We start from the raw sequence: 21013 nt of genomic DNA, 5'->3' as shown, positions 1-21013 counted from the left end.
GAGCAACCCCAGCATCCGCCGGGGAACCCACGAGGAGCGGAGGCCCCGCTCCTTCATCGCATCAAGAGCCGGAACTTGTTCCGATCCCGCAGGGACGCCGAAGGCGCTCTTGACGCACACCAGCCCGACTAGCACCATCACGCAGCGGAGCCCGCGAACCACCTCCGCCTATACCAGGGCGAAAACCACCCGCACTCATACCGACGCAAACACCAGCAGGCGGTGCTCCCCTGGGGAACACCGCCTGCAGTTTGCGTTGTCGCCGGACCCGAACCGGACTACCGGAGTACCGGACTGAAGGCGTTGGTCAGTCCAGTTCGACCGGCTCTTCGAGCTTGGCGACGGTGCGGCGGAGTGGGACCTCCTTGATGAAGAACACGGCGATCAGGCTGACCAGGGCACACGCGGCCGCGATCAGGAAGATCTGCCCGGTCGCGTCGCCGTACGACTGGCGCACTAGTTCGGCGAGCTGCGGCGGGAGGTGGTTGACGTCCAGCAGGCTGGTTCCGTCCGAGCCGCCGTCCTGCAGCTTGCCTGCGGCCGCGGCTCCGCCCGGTCCGGCGAGCACGCCCTGGATCAGCAGGTCCTTGACCTTGGTGGCGAGTACCGCTCCCAGGACCGAGACCCCGACGGCTCCACCTAGGCTGCGGAAGAACGAGACGGAGGCGCTGGAGGCGCCGATCTCGCTCACGTCGACGGTGTTCTGCACCGCGAGGACCAGGTTCTGCATCATCATGCCCATGCCCAGACCCATCGAGAGCATGCCAGTGCCGACGTACCAGTACGGCGTGGTGTGGTCGATCGTGCCGAGCACGAGCAGGCCGAGCACGAGCAGGATGCCGCCGGCGATCAGGTACCGCTTCCACTTGCCGAAGCGGGTGATCATCTGGCCCGAGCCGACCGATCCGATGAACGAGCCGAGCATCATCGGGATGGTGAGCAGACCGGCCTCGGTCGGGCTGTAGCCGCGGGCGATCTGGAAGTACTGGCCGAGGAAGATCGCGCTGCCGAACATCGCGACGCCGACCGCGAGGCTGGCTACGATCGCCAGTGCGGTGGTGCGCTGGCGGACGACCTTCAGCGGGACCAGCGGCTCGGCCGCCCGGTTCTCGATCATGACGGCCAGGATGCCGAAGAGCAGCGTGCCGCCGACGAAGAGCGCGGACTGCCAGGAGAACCAGCCGAAGTCGTGACCGGCGAAGGTGACCCAGATCAGCGGCAGGCTGGCCGCGATGCTGATCGTGATCGCGCCGAGGTAGTCGACCCGGACCTTGCGCTTGTTCAGCGGCAGGTGCAGGTAGCGCTGCAGGATCACCAGGCTGATGATCGCCAGCGGGACACAGACGTAGAAACACCAGCGCCAGCCGAGCCAGGAGGTGTCGACAATGACGCCGCCGATCAACGGGCCGGACACGGTGGCGACGGCGATCACGGCACCCATGTAGCCGGAGTACCGGCCGCGGTCACGGGGCGGGATCGCCGCGCCGATGATCGCCTGGGCGAGGGCCATCAGGCCGCCCATCGCGAGGCCCTGCAGGACGCGGGCGCCGATCAGGAAGGGGACGTTGTGCGCCATACCGGCCAGGGCCGAACCGACCACGAACAAGGTGATGGCGAGCTGGACCAGGAGCTTCTTGCTCATCAGGTCGGAGAGCTTGCCCCAGATCGGGGTGGAGACCGTGGTGGCCAGCAGGCTCGCGGTCAGCACCCAGGTGTACTGGGTCTGCGAGCCCTCGAGGTCGGCGATGATTGTCGGCAAGGCGTTGCTGACGATCGTCGAGCTGAGCATCGCCGTGAACAGCGCGGCGAGCAGCCCGACGAGGATCTCGAGGATCTCGCGGTGGGTGAGTACCGGCGCAGCGGGCGCTTGCAGCCGGGTCTCAGTGACAGTCATCAGTCTCCAGTCGAAAAGTTGGTGTGCCTCACGGATTCGGCGGCCTCGGTCACGGCGGCGGCGACGTGGCGCAGCGCTTGCGCGGCCGTTGCCATGTCGTCGTCGTCCCAGTCCCCGAGCGCGACTCGGAGACGGTGGGCGAACCCGTCGTACAGCGCTTCCAGCCGGGCTCGGCCGGCGTCGCTGAGCGCGAGCAGCGAGACGCGAGCGTCCGCCGGATCGGGCCGACGGCTCACCAGGCCGTCGGCCTCCAGGGCGGTCACCTGACGGCTCACCACGGAGGCGTCGACGCCGAGTTTCACGGCGATCTCCCCTCCGCGCTGCTCGCCGTCCTTGGCCAGCACCTTGAGGACGCCGGCGTCGGCTCGCCGGAGGCCTGAGTCAGGCCACAAGTGCCGGTGCTCGATACAACGCACGGCCCGGATCAGCGAACTGACCCCTTCGAGCACTTCCTGGGCCGGCGTATCCCGTTCCACCCCCGGGACAGAGGTTTGCTGGGCTAGTTGCATAACCCAACTATATATCGATTAGTTGGTTTCTGCAACCATATGCCGTGATCACACGCCGATAGTCACGCAGAGTGTCCATTTAGGCGATATCCGCCCGTAGGGGTCACTCAGCGGAAACGGCGGCCTATCATGCCTCAAGGGGGCACGCCGCTGCGCGGAGCACCGAAGTCCAGGGAGTGACTGAGGTGGGGCCATGAAGGCCACCATGATCGAACAGGACCGGTTCCAGCCGACCGTCTTCGGCGCCGTGCGCCGGTACCGTCTCATGGTCCTGGTCATCGCGCTGCTGATGGCCACCGGTGCGGTGGCCTACACGGTCGTGGAGCCCGAGCTCTACCGGGCGAATGCCACCGTCACCGTGCCGCAGACCACGCAGGCCCAGGGCGAGGACCGCAGCCAGTACTTCGACAGCCAGGTGCTGCTGTTGAAGTCCCCGGAGGTCGCCGACCGCGCAAGCCGGATCGCCAATGCGGCACTGAACGCCAACGTGCTGACGCCACAGGACTTCGCCGGCGAGAGCAAGGCGCTGGAGATCACCCCGCCGGAGGGCGCCCAACCCGGCGCCTTCGGGTCCAGCATCGTGGCCATCGCGTTCACCTGGCCCGACGCTCGCGTAGCCCAGGTCGGAACCAACGCCGTTCTGCAGGCATTCGACGACGCCCGGGTCGCCGTCATCACGGCCCAGGCCGAGGCCACCGTCGCCGGGATCGAGCGCGCCATCCGCGATCCCCGCACTCGTGGCCAGTTGATGGACCTGGTGAACCAGCGGACGCAGACGCTGTCCAATCTGGAGGTCGACCGGGCCAACCATCCAACTTTCGGGTCGGCGGTCGAACCGCTGGTGGCGGTCAACGGCAATGCCAAGCGGTCCGGCGCGATCGGACTCATGGTCGGTACGCTGCTCGCTGCCGGGCTTGCCTACGCCAGGGCCAGTCGCCGTCGGTGCCTGGAGGATCGGGACGACCCGGCCGCGATCTACGACGCCCCGCTCATCGGCGAGATCCCGTCGTCGGGGCCGGACGGCTTTCTGTCCGCGGTGGGGCAGGCCGGTCCCCTGCCGGTGGCTGCTGATCCGCAGTCCCCCGCCGCCGAGGCGTTCCGGTTCGCCGCGGGCTCCGTCGAGCGGATCCGGGCCGCCCGCGGCGACCGGCTGGCCGTCGTCTTCGTCTCCAGCGAGAGCGGCGGCGAACGCAGTACGGTCGTGGCGAACGTCGCGCTGGCCGTCGCCGAGAGCGGTACGCCGGTCCTGGTGGTCGACGCCGACTCCAGCGAGGGGGTCCTGACCGCCCTGCTACTGCCCGGCAGCCCGCAGAGCGACGGCTTCGACCAAGTGATCGCCGGGCAACGTCCCGTCCGAGACTGCATCGAGACCAGCCCGCTCAACGAGAATGTCACCGTGCTCCGGGCCGGCCGGATGTCCGGCGAGCGGACCACCGGTACGGCGTACGCGAAAGCTGTCAAGGAGATCATCGCCGAGGCGAAGCTGTCCTTCGACCTGGTCCTGATCGACAGCCCGCCGCTGCTGCAGGTAGCCGATGCCACCGATCTCGTCGACGACTCTGATGCCACGATCGTCGTGCTCGGCGCCGAAGAGTCCCTGCAGGACCATCTCACCATGGTCGAGCGGCTGGACCAGGTGGAGTCCGACGTCGTCGGTTACGTCTACCGCCGAGCGAGCCGGGGGCCGCTGTTCGTCCGGCGGCTGCGAGGCCGGATCGCCACCCGCGTCGCTCGTCGGACCGGTCTGCCGCAGGTACCGTCGGCGCCGCTCTACACGTACCGGCGCCGCAACAGCCTCCGACCGCCGGTACGCCGACCGCAGGGGTGAGGCGCGATGTCATTGCCGGCCAGCACTCCCGGTACCCGCGCAGGCGAGCTCCTCGGCGCGCCGTCGTCGGGCCGACTCTTCGTCCTTTACGGCCGGTTGCTCGGTCCGCTGCTGGGCGGCTATCTCCTGTTCGACCGGGCCTTCGCGTATCTGCACCTGCCCGGCAGTCCGCTGTTCGTCGGTGAGATGGTTCTCGGCGTCGGCGCGGTCGCCGCGGTCGTGGCCACGCGGTACCTCCGGACGCCGATCAGGGACGAGCCGATCCTGGCGCTCCTCGGCGCATTCGTGCTCTGGGGACTGGTCCGGATGCTGTCAGGGCTGGGCACGTACCACCTGGACGCCGTGCGCGACGCCGCGCTCTGGTACTACTGCGTCTTCGCGTTCCTCGTCGCGGCCGCACTGGCGCGGTCGCCGGAACTCCTCGACCGCCTGGTCGCCCAGCTGACCCGGCTGACGCCGTGGCTGCTGCTGTGGCTGCCGCTCGGACTCATCCTGGCTCCGCTGTCCGAGAGCGCTCCGAAAGTGCCGTTCTCGACCGTGTCGGTTCTCTCCCACAAATCCGGCAGCGCGGCGATCGCGGCGATGCTGGTCCTGGGCTGCCTGTGGCTCCTGCCCGATACCCGCACCGCTCGCAGCCGTGCGGGCTGGAGTCTCATGGCCCTCCTCGTCATCGCGCTCGCGGCCACCCAGAACCGCGGCGGCCTGCTCGGCGTGATGGCGGGCGCAACAGTCGGACTGGCGTTCTTGCACAACCGCGGCGCCCTGGCTGCCCGCGCCATCCTGATCGTCGTCGTCGGGCTGGGGATGGCTTCGCTGCTGTCCTTGAAGATCCCGATGGCCGGCGTCCAGGGCCGGGAGTTCTCGGCGTCCCAGCTCGTCGCCAACGTCGTGAGCCTCGGCGGCAAGGAGTCGCCGGGCAACCTGGGCGGCACGGTCCAGGGCCGGCAGGAGCTGTGGTCGCGCATCCTCGACAAGCAGATCGCGGACGGCCGTCTCGTCCACGGATCGGGCTTCGGCCAGAACCTGGCCACCGAGGTCGGCGTGTACGACGATGGCAAGGAAAGCCTGCGGAGCCCGCACAACTCCCACCTGCACATCGTGGCCCGGATGGGCCTGGTCGGGATCTCGCTGTGGATCGCCCTGTGGATCGGCTGGTACTGGCGGCTTGTCGCGGGCTGCCGACGCCTCGCCCGGCAAGGGATGGTGTTCAGACGCCAGGTGGCTGTGCTTTCGCTGATGGTAGCCACCGCCGTCCTGGTCTCCTGCTTCTTCGATCCGCAGCTCGAAGGGCCGCAGGTGGCGGCGCTGCTGTGGACCGCCTTCGGGATCGGGGTGGCGGTGACGACGCGCAGGCCCTGGTACGCCGGTGGCAGTCCGTCGACCTCGGACCGGCCGTGAGCTCCGGGTCGCGCGGGCGCCGCTGGACCGCCGCCGTCTGCACCCTGATCGCGCTCGCGGCCGTGGCGTGGTCCTCGTGCGGCGCGGACCGTTCGAGTGAGTCCGGTTCGTCACCACGCGCCGGGCTGACCGGTCAGGTCGGTCCGGTTTCGCGGTCCTGCGACGGCGTACCGGTGCGACCGTCCGACAACCTGCAGCAGCTCATCGACGCCCGGGCGCCGGGTACGACGTACTGCCTGTCCGCTGGCACACACCGGCTCGCCGAACCGCTGCGGCCGAAGGCGGGCACCTCGCTCATCGGTCTGCGGGGGGCGGTGATCAGCGGGTCCAAGGTGCTCACCGGCTGGCGGAAGAACGGCCCGGCGTGGTCGGCGACAGGGTTCCTGCCGGCGATTCCAGGTCAGCACGGAGAGTGCCTGGAGTCCGTACCGACCTGCGTCCTGACCGAGGACGTCTTTCTCGACAAGCGACGGCTGCGCCGGGTCGAGTCAAGGTCCGCGGTCGTCAGTGGAACCGTCTACGCCGACTACGCGACCAACACGATCACCATCCGCGACGACCCCCGGCTCCACCTGGTCGAGCAGGCGGTCGCGCCCGGCCTGATCCGGGCGCCGGTCGACGACGTCACCGTCGCGAACCTTGTGCTCGAGCAGGCGGCCAACGAGGCACAGGCCGCCGCCGTGGAGAGTCGCCAGGTCACGCCGCACCGGGTGGGCACCGGCTGGCGGATCCACCACAACGAGGTACGACTCAACCACGGTGCCGGTCTGGGTTTCGCCGACGACGCCGTCGTCACCGACAACTTCATCCACCACCAGGGGCAGTTGGGTTTCGGGGCCTGGGGCACCGGCTCGACCGTGTCCAGCAACGAGATCGCCTTCAACGGGGACGCGGGGTACTCGCCGGAGTGGGAGGCGGGTGGCAGCAAGAGTTGGCTGACCGACCGCCACACCGTCACCCACAACTACGTCCACGACAACCGGGGTCCCGGCCTGTGGACCGACGGCGGCAACATCCGGACGGAGTACGCGTACAACCGGATCACCGGGAACTGGGGAGCCGGCATCCAGCACGAGCTCAGCTACGACGCCGTCATCCGGTCCAACGAGATCACCGGCAACGGCCGCCGGCACAAGGGCTGGGCCTGGGAGGCCGGGATCCAGATCCAGTCGTCGGGCGGGACTACGGGACCTGTGGAGATCGTGGGCAACACGGTCAGTTACAACGCCAACGGGATCGCACTGATCGACAGCGGCGGCCGGGCCTACGACCGGCCGGCGCCGCACGGCCCGCACGTCGTCCGGAACGTCTGGGTCCACGACAACCGGATCGCCCTGTCGGCCGGTCAGACCACCGGCGCGGTGCAGGACGTGGGCGACAAGGCGATCTACTCCAGCAACCAGAACCGCTTCGAGGCCAACATCTACTACCTGCAGTCCCTGACCGAACCGCACTTCTCCTGGAACGACACCGACCTGAACTGGGCCCAGTGGCGAGCCCTCGGCAACGGCAACGACCTCACCGGCCGAGCCGAGCTGAGGAACCGATAGACCGCCACGGACCGGTGTCGAGCGTCAGCTGAGGTCGAGGTTCAGGCGGGCTAGGAGGCGGGCCAGGTCGGCTAGGTCGGGGGTGTCCCAGCGGTCGAGGATGGCGCGGAACTCGGTCTGGCGCTGTGCTCGCATGGCGCCGTAGCCCTCGGCGCCGGTGGCGGTGAGGCGGAGCAGGCGGGCCCGGCCGTCGTCGGGGTCGCCTACTCGCTCGATCAGGCCGAGGGTCTCCAGGTGAGTGAGGCCGCGGCTGACGGTGGACTTGTCCAGGCCGAGGGCCTGCGCCACGTCGGACGCCCGTACGCCGGGCCGGCCGCTCGCCGTACCGAGCTCGATCTGGGAGATCAGCGCATACCCGGCGGCGTCCATCTCCGGGTGGACCCGCCGGGCCAGCAGCATCTGGGCCGAGCGGGCGCGGCGGAGCAGGATCGACAACTCCTGCTCGACGTCCGCGATCAGCCGGGTGGTCTGCTCGGGACGCTGGGCCACCATCTTCCTCACCGGACCACGACGCCGGCGTCGCGCAGCGCCTTCTTGACGTCGGCGATCCGCAGGTCGCCGAAGTGGAAGACGCTCGCGGCCAGTACGGCGTCCGCGCCCGCCTCGACCGCGGGCGGGAAGTGCTCGGGCAGCCCCGCTCCCCCGCTGGCGATCAGTGGTACGTCGACCACCGCCCGGACGGCCCGGATCAGCTCCAGGTCGAAGCCCTGCTTGGTGCCGTCGGCATCCATCGAGTTGAGCAGGATCTCCCCCGCGCCGAGCTCGGCGCCCTTGCGCACCCACTCGATTGCGTCCAGCCCGGCCGATTTGCGGCCGCCGTGCGTGGTCACCTCGAACCCGCTCGGCTGCTCCTCGCTCCGGCGGACGTCGAGGGACAGCACGAGCACCTGGTTGCCGAACCGGTGGGCGATCTCCTCGATCACGGCCGGCCGGGCGATCGCGCCGGTGTTGATGCCGACCTTGTCCGCACCGGCCCGCAGCAGCCGGTCCACGTCCGCTGCCTCGCGGACCCCGCCACCGACGGTGAGCGGGATGAACACCTGCTCGGCGGTCCGCCGGACCACGTCGTACGTCGTCCCGCGGGAGCCCGAGGACGCGGTGATGTCGAGGAAGGTGAGCTCGTCGGCACCCTCCGCGTCGTACAGCCGGGCCATCTCGACAGGGTCGCCGGCATCACGCAGGTCGACGAAGTTGACGCCCTTCACCACTCGCCCGGCATCGACGTCCAGGCAGGGGATCACACGCACGGCAAGGCTCACGCGGAAAGGGTACCGACTCCGGCCCAGCGCACCGTCCGGCCAGTCCGCGAAACCATTTCGTTCCACCAGGAACGCCGCGGTCAGGATGCCGACAGCAGCCAGGTGTCGTCGCGAAGCAGGACCACGGGACCACCAGGCGTCGTGGCGGTGACCGTCAGGTCTTCGCCACCCAGAACGACATCGGTGTGCACAGTCGAGTTGTTCAGCCCGAGGGCGTAGCGCTCCTCGGGTGTCATCTGCAGGCCGCTCTCGACGGCGAAGGGGAAGCTTTGCCCCCAGGCGACGTGGCAGCCGGCGTTCTCATCGAACAAGGTGTTGTGGAAGACCAAACCCGCCTGCGCGATCCGGGACTCCCTGTCGACCAGGGCCACCTCGCCAAGACTGCGGGCACCTGGATCGGTGTCGAGCTGTGAACGCACCAGGTCTGCACCCGTGGTGGCCGAGACCTCGGTGATCCGGCCGTCCGCGAACGTGAGCCGCAGTCCCTCGACGAGTTGGCCGCCGATGACAACCGGCTTCGTCAGCCGGACCACACCGTCCGCACGGCGCCGGTCGGGGCTGGTGAAGACCTCCTCGGTCGGGATGTTCGGCAGGTACGTGATGCCGGCGGGGTCGACGACGGAACCGCCGGTCCAGCGGCAGTCGGGCAGCAGGCCGACAGTCAGGTCCGTACCTTCGCCGACGTACCTGATCTCGCTGATCTGCATCGCATCGAGGGCGGCACACCGGGCAGCGAGGGCCGCCGACCGCTCCCGCCACGCAGCGACCGGATCAGTTTCATCAAGTCGCATGGCCTGGACGACCACGTCCCAGAGTCGGTCGACGTCAGGCTCGCCGTACACCTGCGCGGCCCAGTGCGCGTTCGGTACGGCCGCCACCGTCCATCTCCACCGTCCGCTCATCACTGCCTGCTGTCTGGCCAACGTGCAACGATGTCGTGGCCGGCCTGGGCGAGCAGCAGCGCCAGACCCTCGCGCACGACGGCGGAGTCCTCGCCGATCACTATCCGCACGGCAGCCTCGCCTCCACTCGCGTACCGATGCCGGGGCTGCTGTCCACAGCGAGCTCACCCCCGGTCGCGGCAACCCGGTCGCGCAGCCCGGCGAGCCCCGATCCTGCCCGCACCGTGGCACCGCCGCGACCGTCGTCGGACACCACCACCCGCAGGTCCCCGTTGCGGTGGGTGACGTCGATGACGACCGACCGGGCTTCCGCGTGCTTGAGCGCGTTCGCCAACGCCTCGGCGGCCACGTAGTACGCCGTCGTCGCCACCACGTTCGGTACGGGATCGGCGGTCAGGTGGACCTCTACCGGCACCGGGCTGGTCCGGACCAGCCCGCGGATGGCGGCTGAGAGACCCTCGTCCAGCCCGCGTGGGCGTACTCCTCCGGCCAGCTGACGGAGCTCGCCTAGGGCTTCCTGCAGGTCCCGTACGGCGGTACCGAGCACCTGTTGCAGCGGATCGGCCGGGTCCGCGCGCTGCTGCGCCAGCCGCAGGAACATCCCGATCGCGACCAGCCGCTGCTGGGCGCCGTCATGTAGGTCGCGCTCGAGCCGGCGACGCTCGGCGTCCCCGGCCTCGACCAGGCGCGCCCGCGAGGCACGCGTCTCGGCCAACGCGTGGCGGAGAGCGATGCGGGAGTGCGCCAGCTCCAGCGGCAGGCGCGCCTGTCGCAGCGCCTCCCGGAGCAGACGGGGGCGTCGCTCGGCCAGGTCGTAGCCGACGGAGCCCAGCAGTCTGCCGGCGACGGCGACGTCCAGCGCAGGGTCCTCCGGTCGGGCCGACGGCTCGCCGTCACCAGTACGCCAGGGCGTCGTCGGGTCGGAGGGAAGCCAATAGACCACGCGCAGTCCCGGATCGTGCAGCGCCTCACGCAACGCCGACTCGACCTGCTCCGGCCCGGTGCGACCATCTCGCACCTCGTCGAGGAACCGGTCCAGCCGGATCAAGGCGTCACGCCTGCCGCGGTCGAACCGGGCGTCCACGACCGCCTGCACCCGACGCCGCAGCAGTCCGAACGCGGCCGCGCACACCAGCGTCGCCACCGCGGTCGGCAGATCGGAGCCACGTCCCGCCACGACGCCGATCCCCACCGTGACGGCCGCGAACACCGCCACCAGCCCGCCGGTCAGCACGATGTAGGCGACCGTGCGGCTGACCAGGGTGTCGACGTCGTACAGGTCGTGCCGCAGGACGGCGATGGCGATGCTGACCGGCATGCTGACGAAGACCAGCAACAGCCCGACCTGGACCACGACGCCGGCGACGTCGGTGAGCAGGTACGCCGCCCAGGTGACGATCAGGACGATCGGCAGCAGCAGGATGCTCAACGCGAACCACTTCAGCTGTCGTCGCACCACGTCGCCTCCTCGGCGGAAGCGCACGACCACGCGGGCCACCGACCCGACCAGCAACGCGAGCAGCAGGACCAGCGAGCCGATGCCGAGCACGCTGTTGACCGAGTGCGGCACCTCCACCGGCGGGCTGCCCGGGATCTGTCCGGCACGACCGCCATAGTTGTCCGCGTCCAGGGCGACCGCCACGTGGAACGCGACCAGGAAAACGCCCCAGCCCGCCGGGAGCACCCACCAACCGCGCCCGAGTCGACCATTCGGGAAGTACGCAGCGAGCAACGCAGGCGGGACGTACAGCCACACCCACCCGGCGACGGAGGCCACCGCGAGGAGGAGGCCGAGGCCGTGAGGTGGCGACCGGCCCGCCACCGCTGAGTCGGGCGAGAGCATGGCTAGCGGGAGCAAGCCGAGCGCAACGAGCAACACGCCGACGACGCGTGGTCCACGAAGCAACAGCAGCAGACCGAGCACGACGCCGGGCGCACCCGCAACGCCAGCCACCGCGACTTGCCAACCCGTCATCGCCACGCCCCGACGTCCAACTCACACCACGACCCCTGACTAGACCGGGACGCCATGCGTTCCCGATCCCATGATCAGGTGCAGACGCCAAGAAAGCATGCGTACTGACACGCACAGCGCAGCGAGCCCGGATAGCACACCTGACGCGCCGGCCCTTCCGGCTACCCACCACCTGTGGTCGCGCTCTCAGCCGTCGAGCGAGACGTGTGGACTAGTTGACTGAACTCTTCTGAGCCCGATTGGCGCTGCAGCATGTCTCGGGAGAGGTGTGCCGGTGCGATCGGCCGAACCGGGTCGGGTGGTGGAGTTCGAGTCTGTACTCCGATGGCGAGTTCTGTTTATCGAGCTCGAGCATGAAGCGGCGTCGGAGTACCTCCGGGAACTGGCCGCGTCCGACTGCAGCCTGGCAACCCCGTGCAGCTACGCATTCGACCTGCTGCGCTGGTTCCGTTTCCTGCACCGTCAGCTGACGCGCGGAGCGCCTCGACGTGCGAACCTTCGTGGAATGGTTGCGAGAGGCACCGAACCCACAAACGCGCCAACCGTCGCGCGGATGCTCCGTCACCTGGATCGGTGAACCCGGTGACCGGCAAGGCCGCACTGAGAGGCAACTACGCCGGCCGAACGATCAACCACCAGCTCAGGGTGCTGTTCGGGTTCTACGAGTGGGCCTGCTCCAGCAACCTTGGCCCGCTGGTGAACCCGGTACCTGCACAGCGCGCTCGAGGCGTCCGGCCGAACGCGCAGAAGATCCGGTGGCGCATTTCGTCTGGTCCTTTCCGGCTCCGTAGGATCCACCGCGCCAGCACTCGCACAGGCTGCCGCGGGCTCAAGGCGACCGACCTCGGCGCCGGTTCGATCGACGGGAAGTACCTGTCGGTCGCGATCGGTATGGCCGGATCAGACGTCACTGGCGTCACTTACCAGCGCCAGTCGCGGCAATAGCGAGGCCCGGCCGCGCCGGTGCCAAATGGTTTCGGACCGTCGCGGCGGTGTTCACCACCGCAGCTGTAATTCGTCGGAGTCCATGCGATCGCCGGTGCACAGCGCCACCGGCGGCAAGGTCCAGATCACCGGCGACTTCAACCAGCAGGACATGAAGAAGCTCGCACCGTAGGTCACCGGCTAGCGCTCGAGCGAGTCCGAAGCTGCCAGGCGATCAGGACGGTGAGCAGGATCCCGCCGGAGATGACGAGGACGGCGGTTCTGATGCCGGCGGCCGCGTCGATGCCGGAGTTCGCGATCAGGACAAGGATCGCCAGGCCGATCACGGCGCCGATGCCGGAGCCGGTGGAGGCGATGCTGGAAGCGACGCCCTGGTGGTTGGCGGAGACGCCGGTGGAGGCCGCGATGAACATCGCGGTGAAGACGATGCCGTCGCCGATGCTGACGGCGATCAGGCCGGGCACGAGTGCGGCATACCGGTTGTCGGGGGTCATTGCCAGGCCGAGGCCGACGGCTCCGGCGGCTCCGATGGCGAGGGCGACGATGAGAGTCCGCTTCAGCCCGAGGCGGGTCACCACCTTCCCGGCCAAGGACGATCCGGCGACAACCACTGCTGTCGGGAGCAGAAATCCTAGCCCGGTCTCGAGCGCGTCGTAGCCGCGGACGTCCTGGAAGTAGATCGACAGGAAGTAGAGCAGTGAGCCAAAGGTCGCCGTGAACATCAAGGCGATCGAGGTGGCGATCAGCAGCGTCCGGTTGCGGACCAGCTGAACCGGCACGAGCGGATCGCGGGAGCGTCTTTCGACGAGGCCGAAGACAACCAGCAACGGGAGCCCGACGGCGATCGCACCGAGGATCCACGGCGAGGTCCAGCCGCGGTCCGGGCCCTGGACGAGAGCGAACACCAGCAGTGTCATCGCGCCGGTGACGGACAGCGCACCGGGCAGGTCGAAAGAGCGGGACGTGTCGCGCGGGCGGTCAACCGGAATCAGGACGAACACGAGGGCGAAGGCGGCCGTCGCGAGCGGGACGTTGACGAAGAACACCGCCTCCCAGCCGAACGCGCGGGTCAGTACGCCGCCGAGCAGAACACCGACCACGAGCCCGGCCGCACCGGAACCGCCCCAGATCCCCACCGCGCGGTTCCGCTCGGGACCCTCGGCGAAGAGTGTGTTGATCAGCGCAAGCGTGCTGGGAAAGACGAGAGCGCCGCCGAGCCCCTGAACGACCCGCGCGGCCAGCAGCAACTCGGGTTCCGTCGCGAGCCCGCCGGCCAGCGAGGCCACGGCGTACAGAGCCAGCCCAGTCGCCAGGATGCGGCGCCGCCCCAGCAGGTCCGAGGCCCGTCCACCGAACAGCAGGAACCCGCTCGACGCGACCGCGTAGGCGCTGATCACCGATTGCAGTGTCTGCGGGGAGTACCCCAGGTCGCGGCCGATGTCGGGCAATGCCACCACGACGATGTACTGGTCGAGAGAAACGATCAGCATCGCGAAGGACAGCAGCGCCAGTACTGCCCGTCCGCCTCTGCCGTGGCTCTCTTCGGTCATGGTGGGTTTCCTCAGTTCAAGCCCGACGGACATGACAGCGCCTCCGTAGGCGAGTATCGTTACAGTATGGATCGTAACGTAAAGGTAGATTGAAGCATGGCTTCTGGTCAACCCCCTCGCTCGTCCGTACCGACCGGCGGTCGGCCGCGTGACCCGCACATCGACATGGCGGTGCTCGAGGCGACCCTGGCGGTGCTGGACGAGTCGGGCTACTCAGCGCTGTCGGTCGAAGACATCGCCCGGCGGGCGGGCACCACCCGCCCCGCGATCTATCGTCGTTGGGCCGGCCGCCCGCGCCTCGCGCTGGCCGCCCTGGCAGTACGCCTCGATGTCGCCGAGGTGCCCGACTCCGGGTGCACGCTGTGCGACCTGGAGGAAGGACTGGGCGTTTTCATCGCCGCGTTCGGCGCCATCCGGCCCGGCGTACTGGGTCCGCTGCTGGCCGAGTGCGCCGCCGACCCCGAACTGCAGGCCGAGTTCATGGTCACGCTGTTCGACCCACCACGCGCCGCGGTGGCGCGGATGCTCGATCGAGCCGTCGGCCGCGGCGATCTCCGCCCCGACATCGACCGTGAACTCATCCTCGACATGCTCGGCTCACTGATCCACTACCGCGCCATGTTCGGGCACGCCCCAACCAGCAAGGCCGAAATCGAGAACGCCGTCGAAGCCCTGCTCCGCGGCATCGCCAACGACTATCCCGCCCTGCTCGAACACAGCAGACAACTCGAAGCCCAGCAGGCCGGCCACGCAGGCCACAGCGCCGCCCACTAGGCCGACGGCGGCGGTTCACTCGCTCGCGAGGTGGGTCAGCATTCTGATCAGCGACCGCCGCTCGTCGGCAGTGAGTTCGCCGAGCAGGTCGTCCTCCATCGCATCGATGTCGGCCCGTACTGCGGCGAGCCGGGCCTCGCCGCTGCAGTGAGGCGGACCCTGCGATTGCGACGGTCCGCCGGATCCAGCTCACGGAGTACCAATTCATCCCGCTCGAGCTCGTCGAGGAGCGCGATCAGTCGCGACTTGTCGTGCCCGATCGCAGTGTGGCGAGTGCCAGCTGATTGGCCGCGGACTGCTTGGCGAGGTGCGTCAGTACGCCGTACCCCCACATCGAAAGCCCATCGCCGCCCAGCAACGGCTTCTCGGCGGCGATGAGCCAGCACGGCACCATCGACATCCTCTCCGCCGACGAACCCCGTCAGGGCGCGTACACCCGCGTCCTACCGAACGGCACCGGCAGCGAGTACCAGTTCACTCTCCAGTTCCCACACGACGCCCCCGAGGAGGCCATCGCCCACCAGATGGCCGTAGTCGACGCAGAACTACAGGCCGTCCGCACGCTTTGTGAGTGACTTACCGGCGCCCAGACGAGCGCCTCGCGGCCCGGTCGCGGACGTCGCGTGCATACAGCGACCCTTGTTGACTTGTTCAGTGAAGTAGCCCGTCCCGCTTGGGCTCGTACCTCGATGTCGGCGCCTCGCGCTTAGCGGGGCCGGTGCGCCGCCGCTTGGTGCACTAGCGGAGAGTGCTCTCCGGTTATATTCTGGCTGGGCATCCAGCGGGCACCAGGAGGATTCGATGTTGCGGACGATCGTGCTGAGCTTCTTGGCCGGCGTCATGGGTACCAATGCCTTCCCACACTTCAGTCGCGGCATCACGCGCGAGCGATTCCAGACAGTCTTCGGCTCCTCCCCGACCATCAACCTGGTGGCCGGCTGGGGTGGTTTCGTGCTGACCGGAGTGCTCGTGCTCGTCGCGGACATCGCCGCTCACCGGGTCGCGGCCATGGCGGCGGCAGCGTGCGGGGCGCTCCCGATGGGCCTGTTCCATGCCCGCGGCCTCACCATCCCCGCGCTGCCCGGCCGCGACTGAGCCCAGTGCGATCCGACGCCCGGCGCAACCGCGAGCGGCTGCTGGCGGTTGCCCGCGAGGCGTTCGCCGAGCAGGGGATGGCCGTGGTCCTCGACGACGTCGCCCGCCGAGCCGGCGTCGGCCCGGGCACGCTGTACCGCCACTTCCCGAACCGGGAGGCCCTGTTCGAGGCGGTGATGCTGGACCGCATCGAAAGCCTCGGCGGGGACGCCGCGACTCTGCTGCAGGCCGAGGCGCCCGGCGACGCCCTCTTCGAGTTCATCGGGCGGCTGGTGGAGGACGCGGCAGCCAAGGCAGACCTGCTCGATGCCCTGCGGCCCAGCGGCGAGGACGCAGTGACCACCGCTGCCGACGGGTTGAAGCGCGCCCTCGGACAGTTGCTGGAACGGGCTCAACGAGGCGGTGACGTGCGCCAGGACATCACCACCGCGGACCTGATGGCGCTGATGACCGGGGTGCTCTATGCGCTAAGCCCCCGCTCAGCGCAGCGGACGAGCCCGGCGACCGCGGTCGCAGTACTGGTTGACGGCCTCCGAGCCCGGCCTCCCGAAGGGTCATGAGCGATCGCACAAACCCAGCTTTGAACCGCGATGCGCGCAGGTCTGGCGACGCCGCCGCGGCGGGCGCTGCACGCGCTATCGGTAGCCGCGCTTGAGCAGGTACTTGGCTCCTGCCTCGAAGCCTTCGGGGCTGAGGACTTCGAAGCCGAAGGCGTCGGCGAGCCGGTCGGTCGTGTTGAACGCGACGCAGACAGCCAGCGCGTCCTCGACCTGCTGGGGAGAGACGCTGGCGGCCAGCACTTCCCGCATGTCCTCGGCGCCCAGCTTTCCTTCGGTGGTCAGCTTGCCGAGCATCCGCAGCGTTGCCCGGAGCGGCTCCTCGACCGAGGCCGATTCCAGGTCGGCCAGCACCGCCGCGACCCGTGGCCCGTCCTGGTACGCCTGCGTTGCGGTCGCGGTGTGCGCGCCGATGCAGAACGCGGAGTCGTTCAGCTTGGACACGTAGGCCGCCATCAGCTCCCGGTCGCCTACCGACCAGGCGGACGGCCCGCGCATCGCCTCGTGGGTGAACTCCTTGGCCTGGGCGCCGTAGAAATCCGGCCGGTAGAAGACCAGCTTGGCGGCGTCTGGCACCGGGTGCCCGGAGAACAGCCGGATGACCGCGAAGAGCAGCTTGGTTCCGGGGCGGTAGCCGCGGTTGAGGATGTCAAGTCGCATTGTCCTGCCTCCCGTCGACCGTTGCTTCGGCCAGGGCCGCCAGTCCCGCTTCATACAGTCGGGCGGACTGGCCGACCGCGGCGCAGATCACCAGCTCGAAAAGCTGGTCCTCGCTGAAGCCCGACGCCTTTGCCGCAGCGAAATCCGCCTCGGTGACCTGCGTCGGCCTCGTGGCGACCTTGCCGATCAGCGCGTCCAACGGCGGGGAGAGGCCGTCGTTGCTGAAGGCACGGGCTCGCTGCTCCGCAGCTGCCCTGCCCTCTCCGTTCTGAACGCGATCCACCAGGGCTCGGTGCGCTGCTCGCAACTTGTCGTCATCCGGCACTGCGCCCTCCTTCTCCTCTGCAGCTCGGCTAGCTGCCCCTATGTATACGACGATCGGCGCGCCGCCGAATACGACACGCGGCCGGAGAAAAGCCTGGACGCCCTGCCGGCGAGCTGTGCCCGCGGGCAGGGCGGGAGGCTTGTCGTATCCGGTGGCGTTCCGATCGTCTCCCCTATGAAGCAGTCAAGTGACCTGGAGACCACCATGCAACCCACACTCAACGTCCTCGACATCACCGTCACCGACCTGGGCGCCGCGATCGACTTCTACCGGCTGCTCGGCCTCGAATTCGTCCGCGACCAGTACATGCCCGACGACCACGCAGGCTGCGACCTTCCCAACGGGCTCCACCTGATGCTCGACACCGACGACCTGCGCAGCAAGACGACCGCCGAGTGGACCGCGCCCGCCAACGGGCGAACCTTCCTCGCCTTTCAGCTCGAAACCCCGGCCGACGTCGACGCGAGGTACGCCGAACTCACCACAGCAGGCGTCACCGGGCTGCAGGAACCATTCGACGCGCCCTGGGGGATGCGCTACGCCACCGTCACCGACCCGGCCGGCAACGGCGTCGACCTGTACGCCGACCTCCCCTCCAGTTGACCTCCGACCAGCCACACTGACAACAGGAGGTGACGTGCGTGAAGTACGTGCTGATGTTCGTCGACACCGAGGAGTACGCCAAGGAGCTCGAGTCGCTGAGCCCGACCGAGCTGGAAGAGGTCTATCAACGGGTCAACCAGTGGTTCATCGACCACGCGGCCAACATCCGCCACAGCGGCAGCAAGCTCCAGGGCGGGGCCTCGGCGACCACGGTACGCCTCGACGGGCCCGAACCGGTCACAACTGACGGCCCGTTCATGGAAGGCAAGGAGGTCATCTCCGGGTTCACCGAGATCGAGGTCGCTGATCTCGACGAGGCACTGCGGATGGTGAAGACCTGGCCTGCGTGCCCTGTGGTCGAGATCCGCCCCGTGGAGTCATGAGCGCCGATCCCGCTGCTGACGAGCTGGCCCGCGTCGTTCGCGACCATGCGGGCCAGCTCGCCGCCTCGCTCGTATCGCTGCTGGGCGACTTCTCCGCCGCCGAGGATCTCGTCCAGGACGCCATCGAGATCGCGCTGAAGCGCTGGCCCGAAGAAGGGATTCCCGACCGGCCCGACGGCTGGCTGTTCACCGTGGCACGCCGCCGGGGCCTCGACGTACTCCGCAGGCAGGAGAACTACCGCTCCAAACTCGCCCAGCTGCAATGGCCGATCCACCGCGCCCCGGACGACCGGCTCCGGCTCATCTTCACCTGCTGCCACCCCGCGCTGGCTCGCGAAGCCCAGATCGCGCTCACCCTTCGCGTGGTCTGTGGCCTCACCACGGCACAGATCGCCGCGGCGTTCCTCGTCCCGGAGACCACCGTGGCGCAACGCATCACCAGAGCCAAGCGCAAGATCGCCGACGCCGGAATCCCCTACCGGATCCCTCGCGACGACGAGCTGGCCGAGCGACTCAGCGAAGTACTGACTGTCATCTACCTGCTCTTCAACGAGGGCTACCTGTCCAGCACCAGCGAGCGAGCACACTCCCGGGACCTGGTCGACGACGCCGAATGGCTCACGGCACTCCTCGCCGGCCTGCTCCCCAACGAGCCCGAGGTTTCCGGACTCCTGGCGCTGATCCGGCTGCACCGAGCTCGCGTTGCCGGGCGGTTCACTTCCGACGGACAACTCGTCCTTCTGCAGGTCCAGGACCGAAGCAAGTGGGACCATCGCGCCATCGCCGACGCCACAGCTTTGCTAACCCGTACGGCGCGCCGCCACCGCTCCCCCGGGCCCTACCAACTCCAAGCCGCGATCGCCGCCTGCCACTGTGAAGCAGTCACCTGGGCCGACACCGACTGGCAGCAAATCCTCGTCCTGTACGACATGCTGCTCCACCTCCAGCCGACCCCGGTCACCAAGCTGCACCGTGCCGTCGCCGCCCGCTACGTGTACGGCGCACAAGCTGCCCTGGCAGAACTCGACGACCTCCAGGCCGCTCTGAAGAACTATCCACTATTCCACGCGACCCGAGCCGAATTCCTCCGCGCCGGCGACAGGACCGCGGCAGCCCACGAGGCCGACATGGAGGCCATCAAGCTGACCAACAACCCAGCCCAGCTCGACATCCTCCACGACCGCCTAGCGTCCTACTGAGCTCGGCGATGGTGAACGCCAGGTGTTCACTCGCGAGATCTGAGCGCCGTCGGTAATGCTGTCGCGGAATTTCGTGGCCGGTTCGGCACTTGTGCAGGGTGGTGCACAACTCCGCCTCGGCTCGATTCGTCGCACCGCGGGGCGATCCACGACAGTGGCGGTGTCATGCCCCGATCGAGCCTCGGGAAGACAGGGAGAACCATGAGCAGGCGTGTCGAGCAGAAGGCTCGGGCCCGGGAGAAGGTCGCGGCTCAGCTCGCCGCTCAGGCACGCGCCGAGCGGCGTAAGCGTCTCCTTCTCGCGCTCGGCGCCGTCGCCGTCGTCGTCATCGTGGTGGGCGGACTGGTCGCGGTGCGCCTGGCCGGCGGCGGTAAGGAGTCCAGTACCGGCCCCTCCGGTACGGCCGACGCCCAGATCATGACCGCCCTGACTTCCATCCCGGCGACGACGTTCGCCGCGGTCGGCACCGATGCGGCTCAGGCCAGCCCGTCGGCGATCACCGCGCCCCCTTTGACTTCCAGCGGTAAGCCGAAGGTCCTCTATATCGGCGCCGAGTTCTGCCCGTACTGCGCTGCCGAACGGTGGCCTGTCACGGTGTCGCTCTCGCGGTTCGGGACCTTCAACAACCTCGGCACGACGCACTCCGCCGGCGACGACGTGTTCCCCAACACCCCGACCCTGTCGTTCCACGGAGCGACGTACACCAGCCAGTACCTGGCCTTCACCGGCGTCGAGACCACGACCAACGAGAAGGTCAACGGAAACTACGCGCCGCTGGACACCCCGACGGCTGCCGACCAGAAGATCTTCGACACCTACAACCAACCGCCGTACGTGCAGAGCGGAGGTTCGATCCCGTTCATCGACCTCGGCGGGAAGTTCGTCTCCTCGGGTGCCTCGTACAGTCCGGAACTGCTGGCCGGGAAGACCCAGGCCGAGATCGCAGCTGCGCTCAAGGACTCCTCCAGCCCCATCGCGAAGGCCATCGACGGCTCCGCCAGCCTCTACACGGCCGCCCTCTGCAAGGTCACGGGCAACCAGCCGACCGCCGTCTGCACGAGCGACGCGGTCACAGCGGCGGCAGGCAAGCTCGGGAAGAGCTGATCGTGAGCGGGACCGCACACTCAGGACACCGATCCGAGCACATCACCACACAGCACTCGCCGCTGGGCCGGATCCCCTGGACCACCTTGCTGCTGTCCATCGCAGGCCTCGCGGTCTCGACGTACCTGACCTACGAGCACTTCACGGCGGACAGCACCCTCGCCTGCCCCAACACCGGAGTGGTCAACTGCGTCAAGGTCACCAGCAGCGAGTACTCACGCATTCTCGGGATCCCCGTCGCGGTTCTCGGGCTGGGATTCTTCGCCGCCATGACCGTACTGTCGCTACCGCCGCTCTGGCGTACGCCGTCCCCGTGGCCCGGCCGCCTTCGCCTTGCGGCCGTTGTCGTCGGAGTCGCCTTCGTCTGCTACCTGATCTGGGCCGAACTCTTCCGCATCGACGCGATCTGCCTGTGGTGCACCGTCGTCCACACGCTCACGCTGCTGCTGTTCGCCCTCGTCGTCATCCGTCAGGCGCTAACCCCGAACACCCCGTAGCAGCTT

General features: G+C 68.7%; 23 protein-coding genes. 13 read left to right on the top strand and 10 right to left on the bottom strand.

Annotated features, from left to right (window positions below; genetic code table 11):
* Positions 1-307 precede the first annotated feature (307 nt).
* Together ACFPJ1_RS21485 and ACFPJ1_RS21480 are read right to left on the bottom strand one after the other, a co-directional pair.
* Positions 308-1894: an MFS transporter gene (locus tag ACFPJ1_RS21485; RefSeq protein WP_380106343.1), complete on the bottom strand. Its 1587-nt coding sequence runs from the start codon at positions 1892-1894 to the stop codon at positions 308-310.
* Entirely contained in the window at positions 1894-2403 is a 510-nt protein-coding gene (locus ACFPJ1_RS21480; RefSeq protein ID WP_380106341.1) for a MarR family winged helix-turn-helix transcriptional regulator, read from the bottom strand. The genes ACFPJ1_RS21485 and ACFPJ1_RS21480 overlap by 1 nt, the downstream gene beginning before the upstream one ends.
* 193 nt (positions 2404-2596) lie before the next feature.
* On the opposite strand from ACFPJ1_RS21480, the gene ACFPJ1_RS21475 reads away from it, so the two are divergent.
* Genes ACFPJ1_RS21475 through ACFPJ1_RS21465 form a run of 3 tightly spaced genes read left to right on the top strand, consistent with a single transcriptional unit; the run spans position 2597 to position 7179 of the window.
* Positions 2597-4231 carry an AAA family ATPase gene (locus tag ACFPJ1_RS21475; RefSeq protein ID WP_380106339.1) on the top strand — a complete coding sequence of 545 codons (1635 nt, stop codon included), beginning with the start codon at positions 2597-2599 and terminating at the stop codon, positions 4229-4231.
* A 6-nt stretch (positions 4232-4237) separates the two neighbouring features.
* Complete coding sequence (locus tag ACFPJ1_RS21470) at positions 4238-5629, top strand: O-antigen ligase family protein (protein WP_380106338.1); 1392 nt, start codon at positions 4238-4240, stop codon at positions 5627-5629.
* Positions 5542-7179 (top strand): right-handed parallel beta-helix repeat-containing protein, encoded by a 1638-nt coding sequence (locus ACFPJ1_RS21465; protein WP_380106336.1) that lies wholly within the window; start codon positions 5542-5544, stop codon positions 7177-7179. Before ACFPJ1_RS21470 ends, ACFPJ1_RS21465 begins: the two co-directional genes overlap by 88 nt.
* Positions 7180-7203: 24 nt before the next feature.
* Here ACFPJ1_RS21465 and ACFPJ1_RS21460 read toward each other — a convergent pair whose 3' ends face one another.
* The 4 genes from ACFPJ1_RS21460 to ACFPJ1_RS21445 all read right to left on the bottom strand — a co-directional run bounded on the left by ACFPJ1_RS21460 (position 7204) and on the right by ACFPJ1_RS21445 (position 11315).
* A complete protein-coding gene (locus ACFPJ1_RS21460; protein ID WP_241998024.1) occupies positions 7204-7671 on the bottom strand; it encodes a MarR family winged helix-turn-helix transcriptional regulator in 468 nt (155 codons plus the stop codon).
* Positions 7672-7676: 5 nt separating this feature from the next.
* Positions 7677-8438, bottom strand: a complete 762-nt coding sequence (gene hisF, locus ACFPJ1_RS21455) for an imidazole glycerol phosphate synthase subunit HisF (protein WP_380106334.1) — start codon at positions 8436-8438, stop codon at positions 7677-7679.
* Positions 8439-8518: 80 nt separating this feature from the next.
* Positions 8519-9340 carry an aminopeptidase gene (locus ACFPJ1_RS21450; RefSeq protein WP_380106332.1) on the bottom strand — a complete coding sequence of 274 codons (822 nt, stop codon included), beginning with the start codon at positions 9338-9340 and terminating at the stop codon, positions 8519-8521.
* 100 nt (positions 9341-9440) lie between these two features.
* Positions 9441-11315: a sensor histidine kinase gene (locus tag ACFPJ1_RS21445; RefSeq protein WP_380106331.1), complete on the bottom strand. Its 1875-nt coding sequence runs from the start codon at positions 11313-11315 to the stop codon at positions 9441-9443.
* A gap of 573 nt (positions 11316-11888) precedes the next feature.
* Between ACFPJ1_RS21445 and ACFPJ1_RS21440 the strand changes: the two genes are divergently transcribed.
* On the top strand, positions 11889-12260 hold the full coding sequence (locus tag ACFPJ1_RS21440) for a hypothetical protein (protein ID WP_380106329.1): 372 nt from the start codon (positions 11889-11891) through the stop codon (positions 12258-12260).
* A gap of 173 nt (positions 12261-12433) precedes the next feature.
* Here the strand turns inward: ACFPJ1_RS21440 and ACFPJ1_RS21435 are convergent, their stop codons facing one another.
* On the bottom strand, positions 12434-13810 hold the full coding sequence (locus ACFPJ1_RS21435) for an MFS transporter (protein ID WP_380106328.1): 1377 nt from the start codon (positions 13808-13810) through the stop codon (positions 12434-12436).
* Positions 13811-13906: 96 nt separating this feature from the next.
* Between ACFPJ1_RS21435 and ACFPJ1_RS21430 the strand changes: the two genes are divergently transcribed.
* Positions 13907-14584 (top strand): TetR/AcrR family transcriptional regulator, encoded by a 678-nt coding sequence (locus ACFPJ1_RS21430; RefSeq protein ID WP_380106327.1) that lies wholly within the window; start codon positions 13907-13909, stop codon positions 14582-14584.
* Between the two features lie 235 nt (positions 14585-14819).
* On the opposite strand, the gene ACFPJ1_RS21425 is transcribed toward ACFPJ1_RS21430, so the two are convergent.
* Positions 14820-14978, bottom strand: a complete 159-nt coding sequence (locus ACFPJ1_RS21425; RefSeq protein WP_380106325.1) for a hypothetical protein — start codon at positions 14976-14978, stop codon at positions 14820-14822.
* On the opposite strand from ACFPJ1_RS21425, the gene ACFPJ1_RS21420 reads away from it, so the two are divergent.
* From ACFPJ1_RS21420 to ACFPJ1_RS21410, 3 genes are all read left to right on the top strand, one after another.
* Positions 14959-15159, top strand: coding sequence for a hypothetical protein (locus tag ACFPJ1_RS21420; protein WP_380106324.1), 201 nt, complete (start codon positions 14959-14961; stop codon positions 15157-15159). The genes ACFPJ1_RS21425 and ACFPJ1_RS21420 overlap by 20 nt on opposite strands.
* Positions 15160-15385: 226 nt before the next feature.
* Positions 15386-15679 carry a hypothetical protein gene (locus tag ACFPJ1_RS21415; protein WP_380106323.1) on the top strand — a complete coding sequence of 98 codons (294 nt, stop codon included), beginning with the start codon at positions 15386-15388 and terminating at the stop codon, positions 15677-15679.
* Positions 15680-15684: 5 nt separating this feature from the next.
* Positions 15685-16239: a TetR/AcrR family transcriptional regulator gene (locus ACFPJ1_RS21410; protein ID WP_380106321.1), complete on the top strand. Its 555-nt coding sequence runs from the start codon at positions 15685-15687 to the stop codon at positions 16237-16239.
* Positions 16240-16314: 75 nt separating this feature from the next.
* Here the strand turns inward: ACFPJ1_RS21410 and ACFPJ1_RS21405 are convergent, their stop codons facing one another.
* Positions 16315-16896, bottom strand: coding sequence for a carboxymuconolactone decarboxylase family protein (locus tag ACFPJ1_RS21405; protein ID WP_380106319.1), 582 nt, complete (start codon positions 16894-16896; stop codon positions 16315-16317).
* Positions 16886-17221: a carboxymuconolactone decarboxylase family protein gene (locus ACFPJ1_RS21400; RefSeq protein WP_380106317.1), complete on the bottom strand. Its 336-nt coding sequence runs from the start codon at positions 17219-17221 to the stop codon at positions 16886-16888. Before ACFPJ1_RS21400 ends, ACFPJ1_RS21405 begins: the two co-directional genes overlap by 11 nt.
* Before the next feature lie 174 nt (positions 17222-17395).
* Between ACFPJ1_RS21400 and ACFPJ1_RS21395 the strand changes: the two genes are divergently transcribed.
* The 5 genes from ACFPJ1_RS21395 to ACFPJ1_RS21375 all read left to right on the top strand — a co-directional run bounded on the left by ACFPJ1_RS21395 (position 17396) and on the right by ACFPJ1_RS21375 (position 21007).
* Complete coding sequence (locus tag ACFPJ1_RS21395) at positions 17396-17824, top strand: VOC family protein (protein WP_380106316.1); 429 nt, start codon at positions 17396-17398, stop codon at positions 17822-17824.
* Positions 17825-17862: 38 nt separating this feature from the next.
* Positions 17863-18207, top strand: a complete 345-nt coding sequence (locus tag ACFPJ1_RS21390) for a YciI family protein (RefSeq protein ID WP_380106314.1) — start codon at positions 17863-17865, stop codon at positions 18205-18207.
* A complete protein-coding gene (locus ACFPJ1_RS21385) occupies positions 18204-19406 on the top strand; it encodes an RNA polymerase sigma factor (RefSeq protein ID WP_380106312.1) in 1203 nt (400 codons plus the stop codon). The genes ACFPJ1_RS21390 and ACFPJ1_RS21385 overlap by 4 nt, the downstream gene beginning before the upstream one ends.
* Positions 19407-19607: 201 nt before the next feature.
* A complete protein-coding gene (locus ACFPJ1_RS21380) occupies positions 19608-20510 on the top strand; it encodes a DUF929 family protein (RefSeq protein ID WP_380106310.1) in 903 nt (300 codons plus the stop codon).
* 2 nt (positions 20511-20512) lie between these two features.
* Positions 20513-21007 carry a vitamin K epoxide reductase family protein gene (locus ACFPJ1_RS21375; RefSeq protein WP_380106308.1) on the top strand — a complete coding sequence of 165 codons (495 nt, stop codon included), beginning with the start codon at positions 20513-20515 and terminating at the stop codon, positions 21005-21007.
* Positions 21008-21013: the final 6 nt, after the last annotated feature.

This window comes from Kribbella qitaiheensis (assembly GCF_042657745.1).
GTDB lineage: Bacteria > Actinomycetota > Actinomycetes > Propionibacteriales > Kribbellaceae > Kribbella > Kribbella qitaiheensis.
This window is presented reverse-complemented; position numbering and strand designations above follow the sequence as displayed.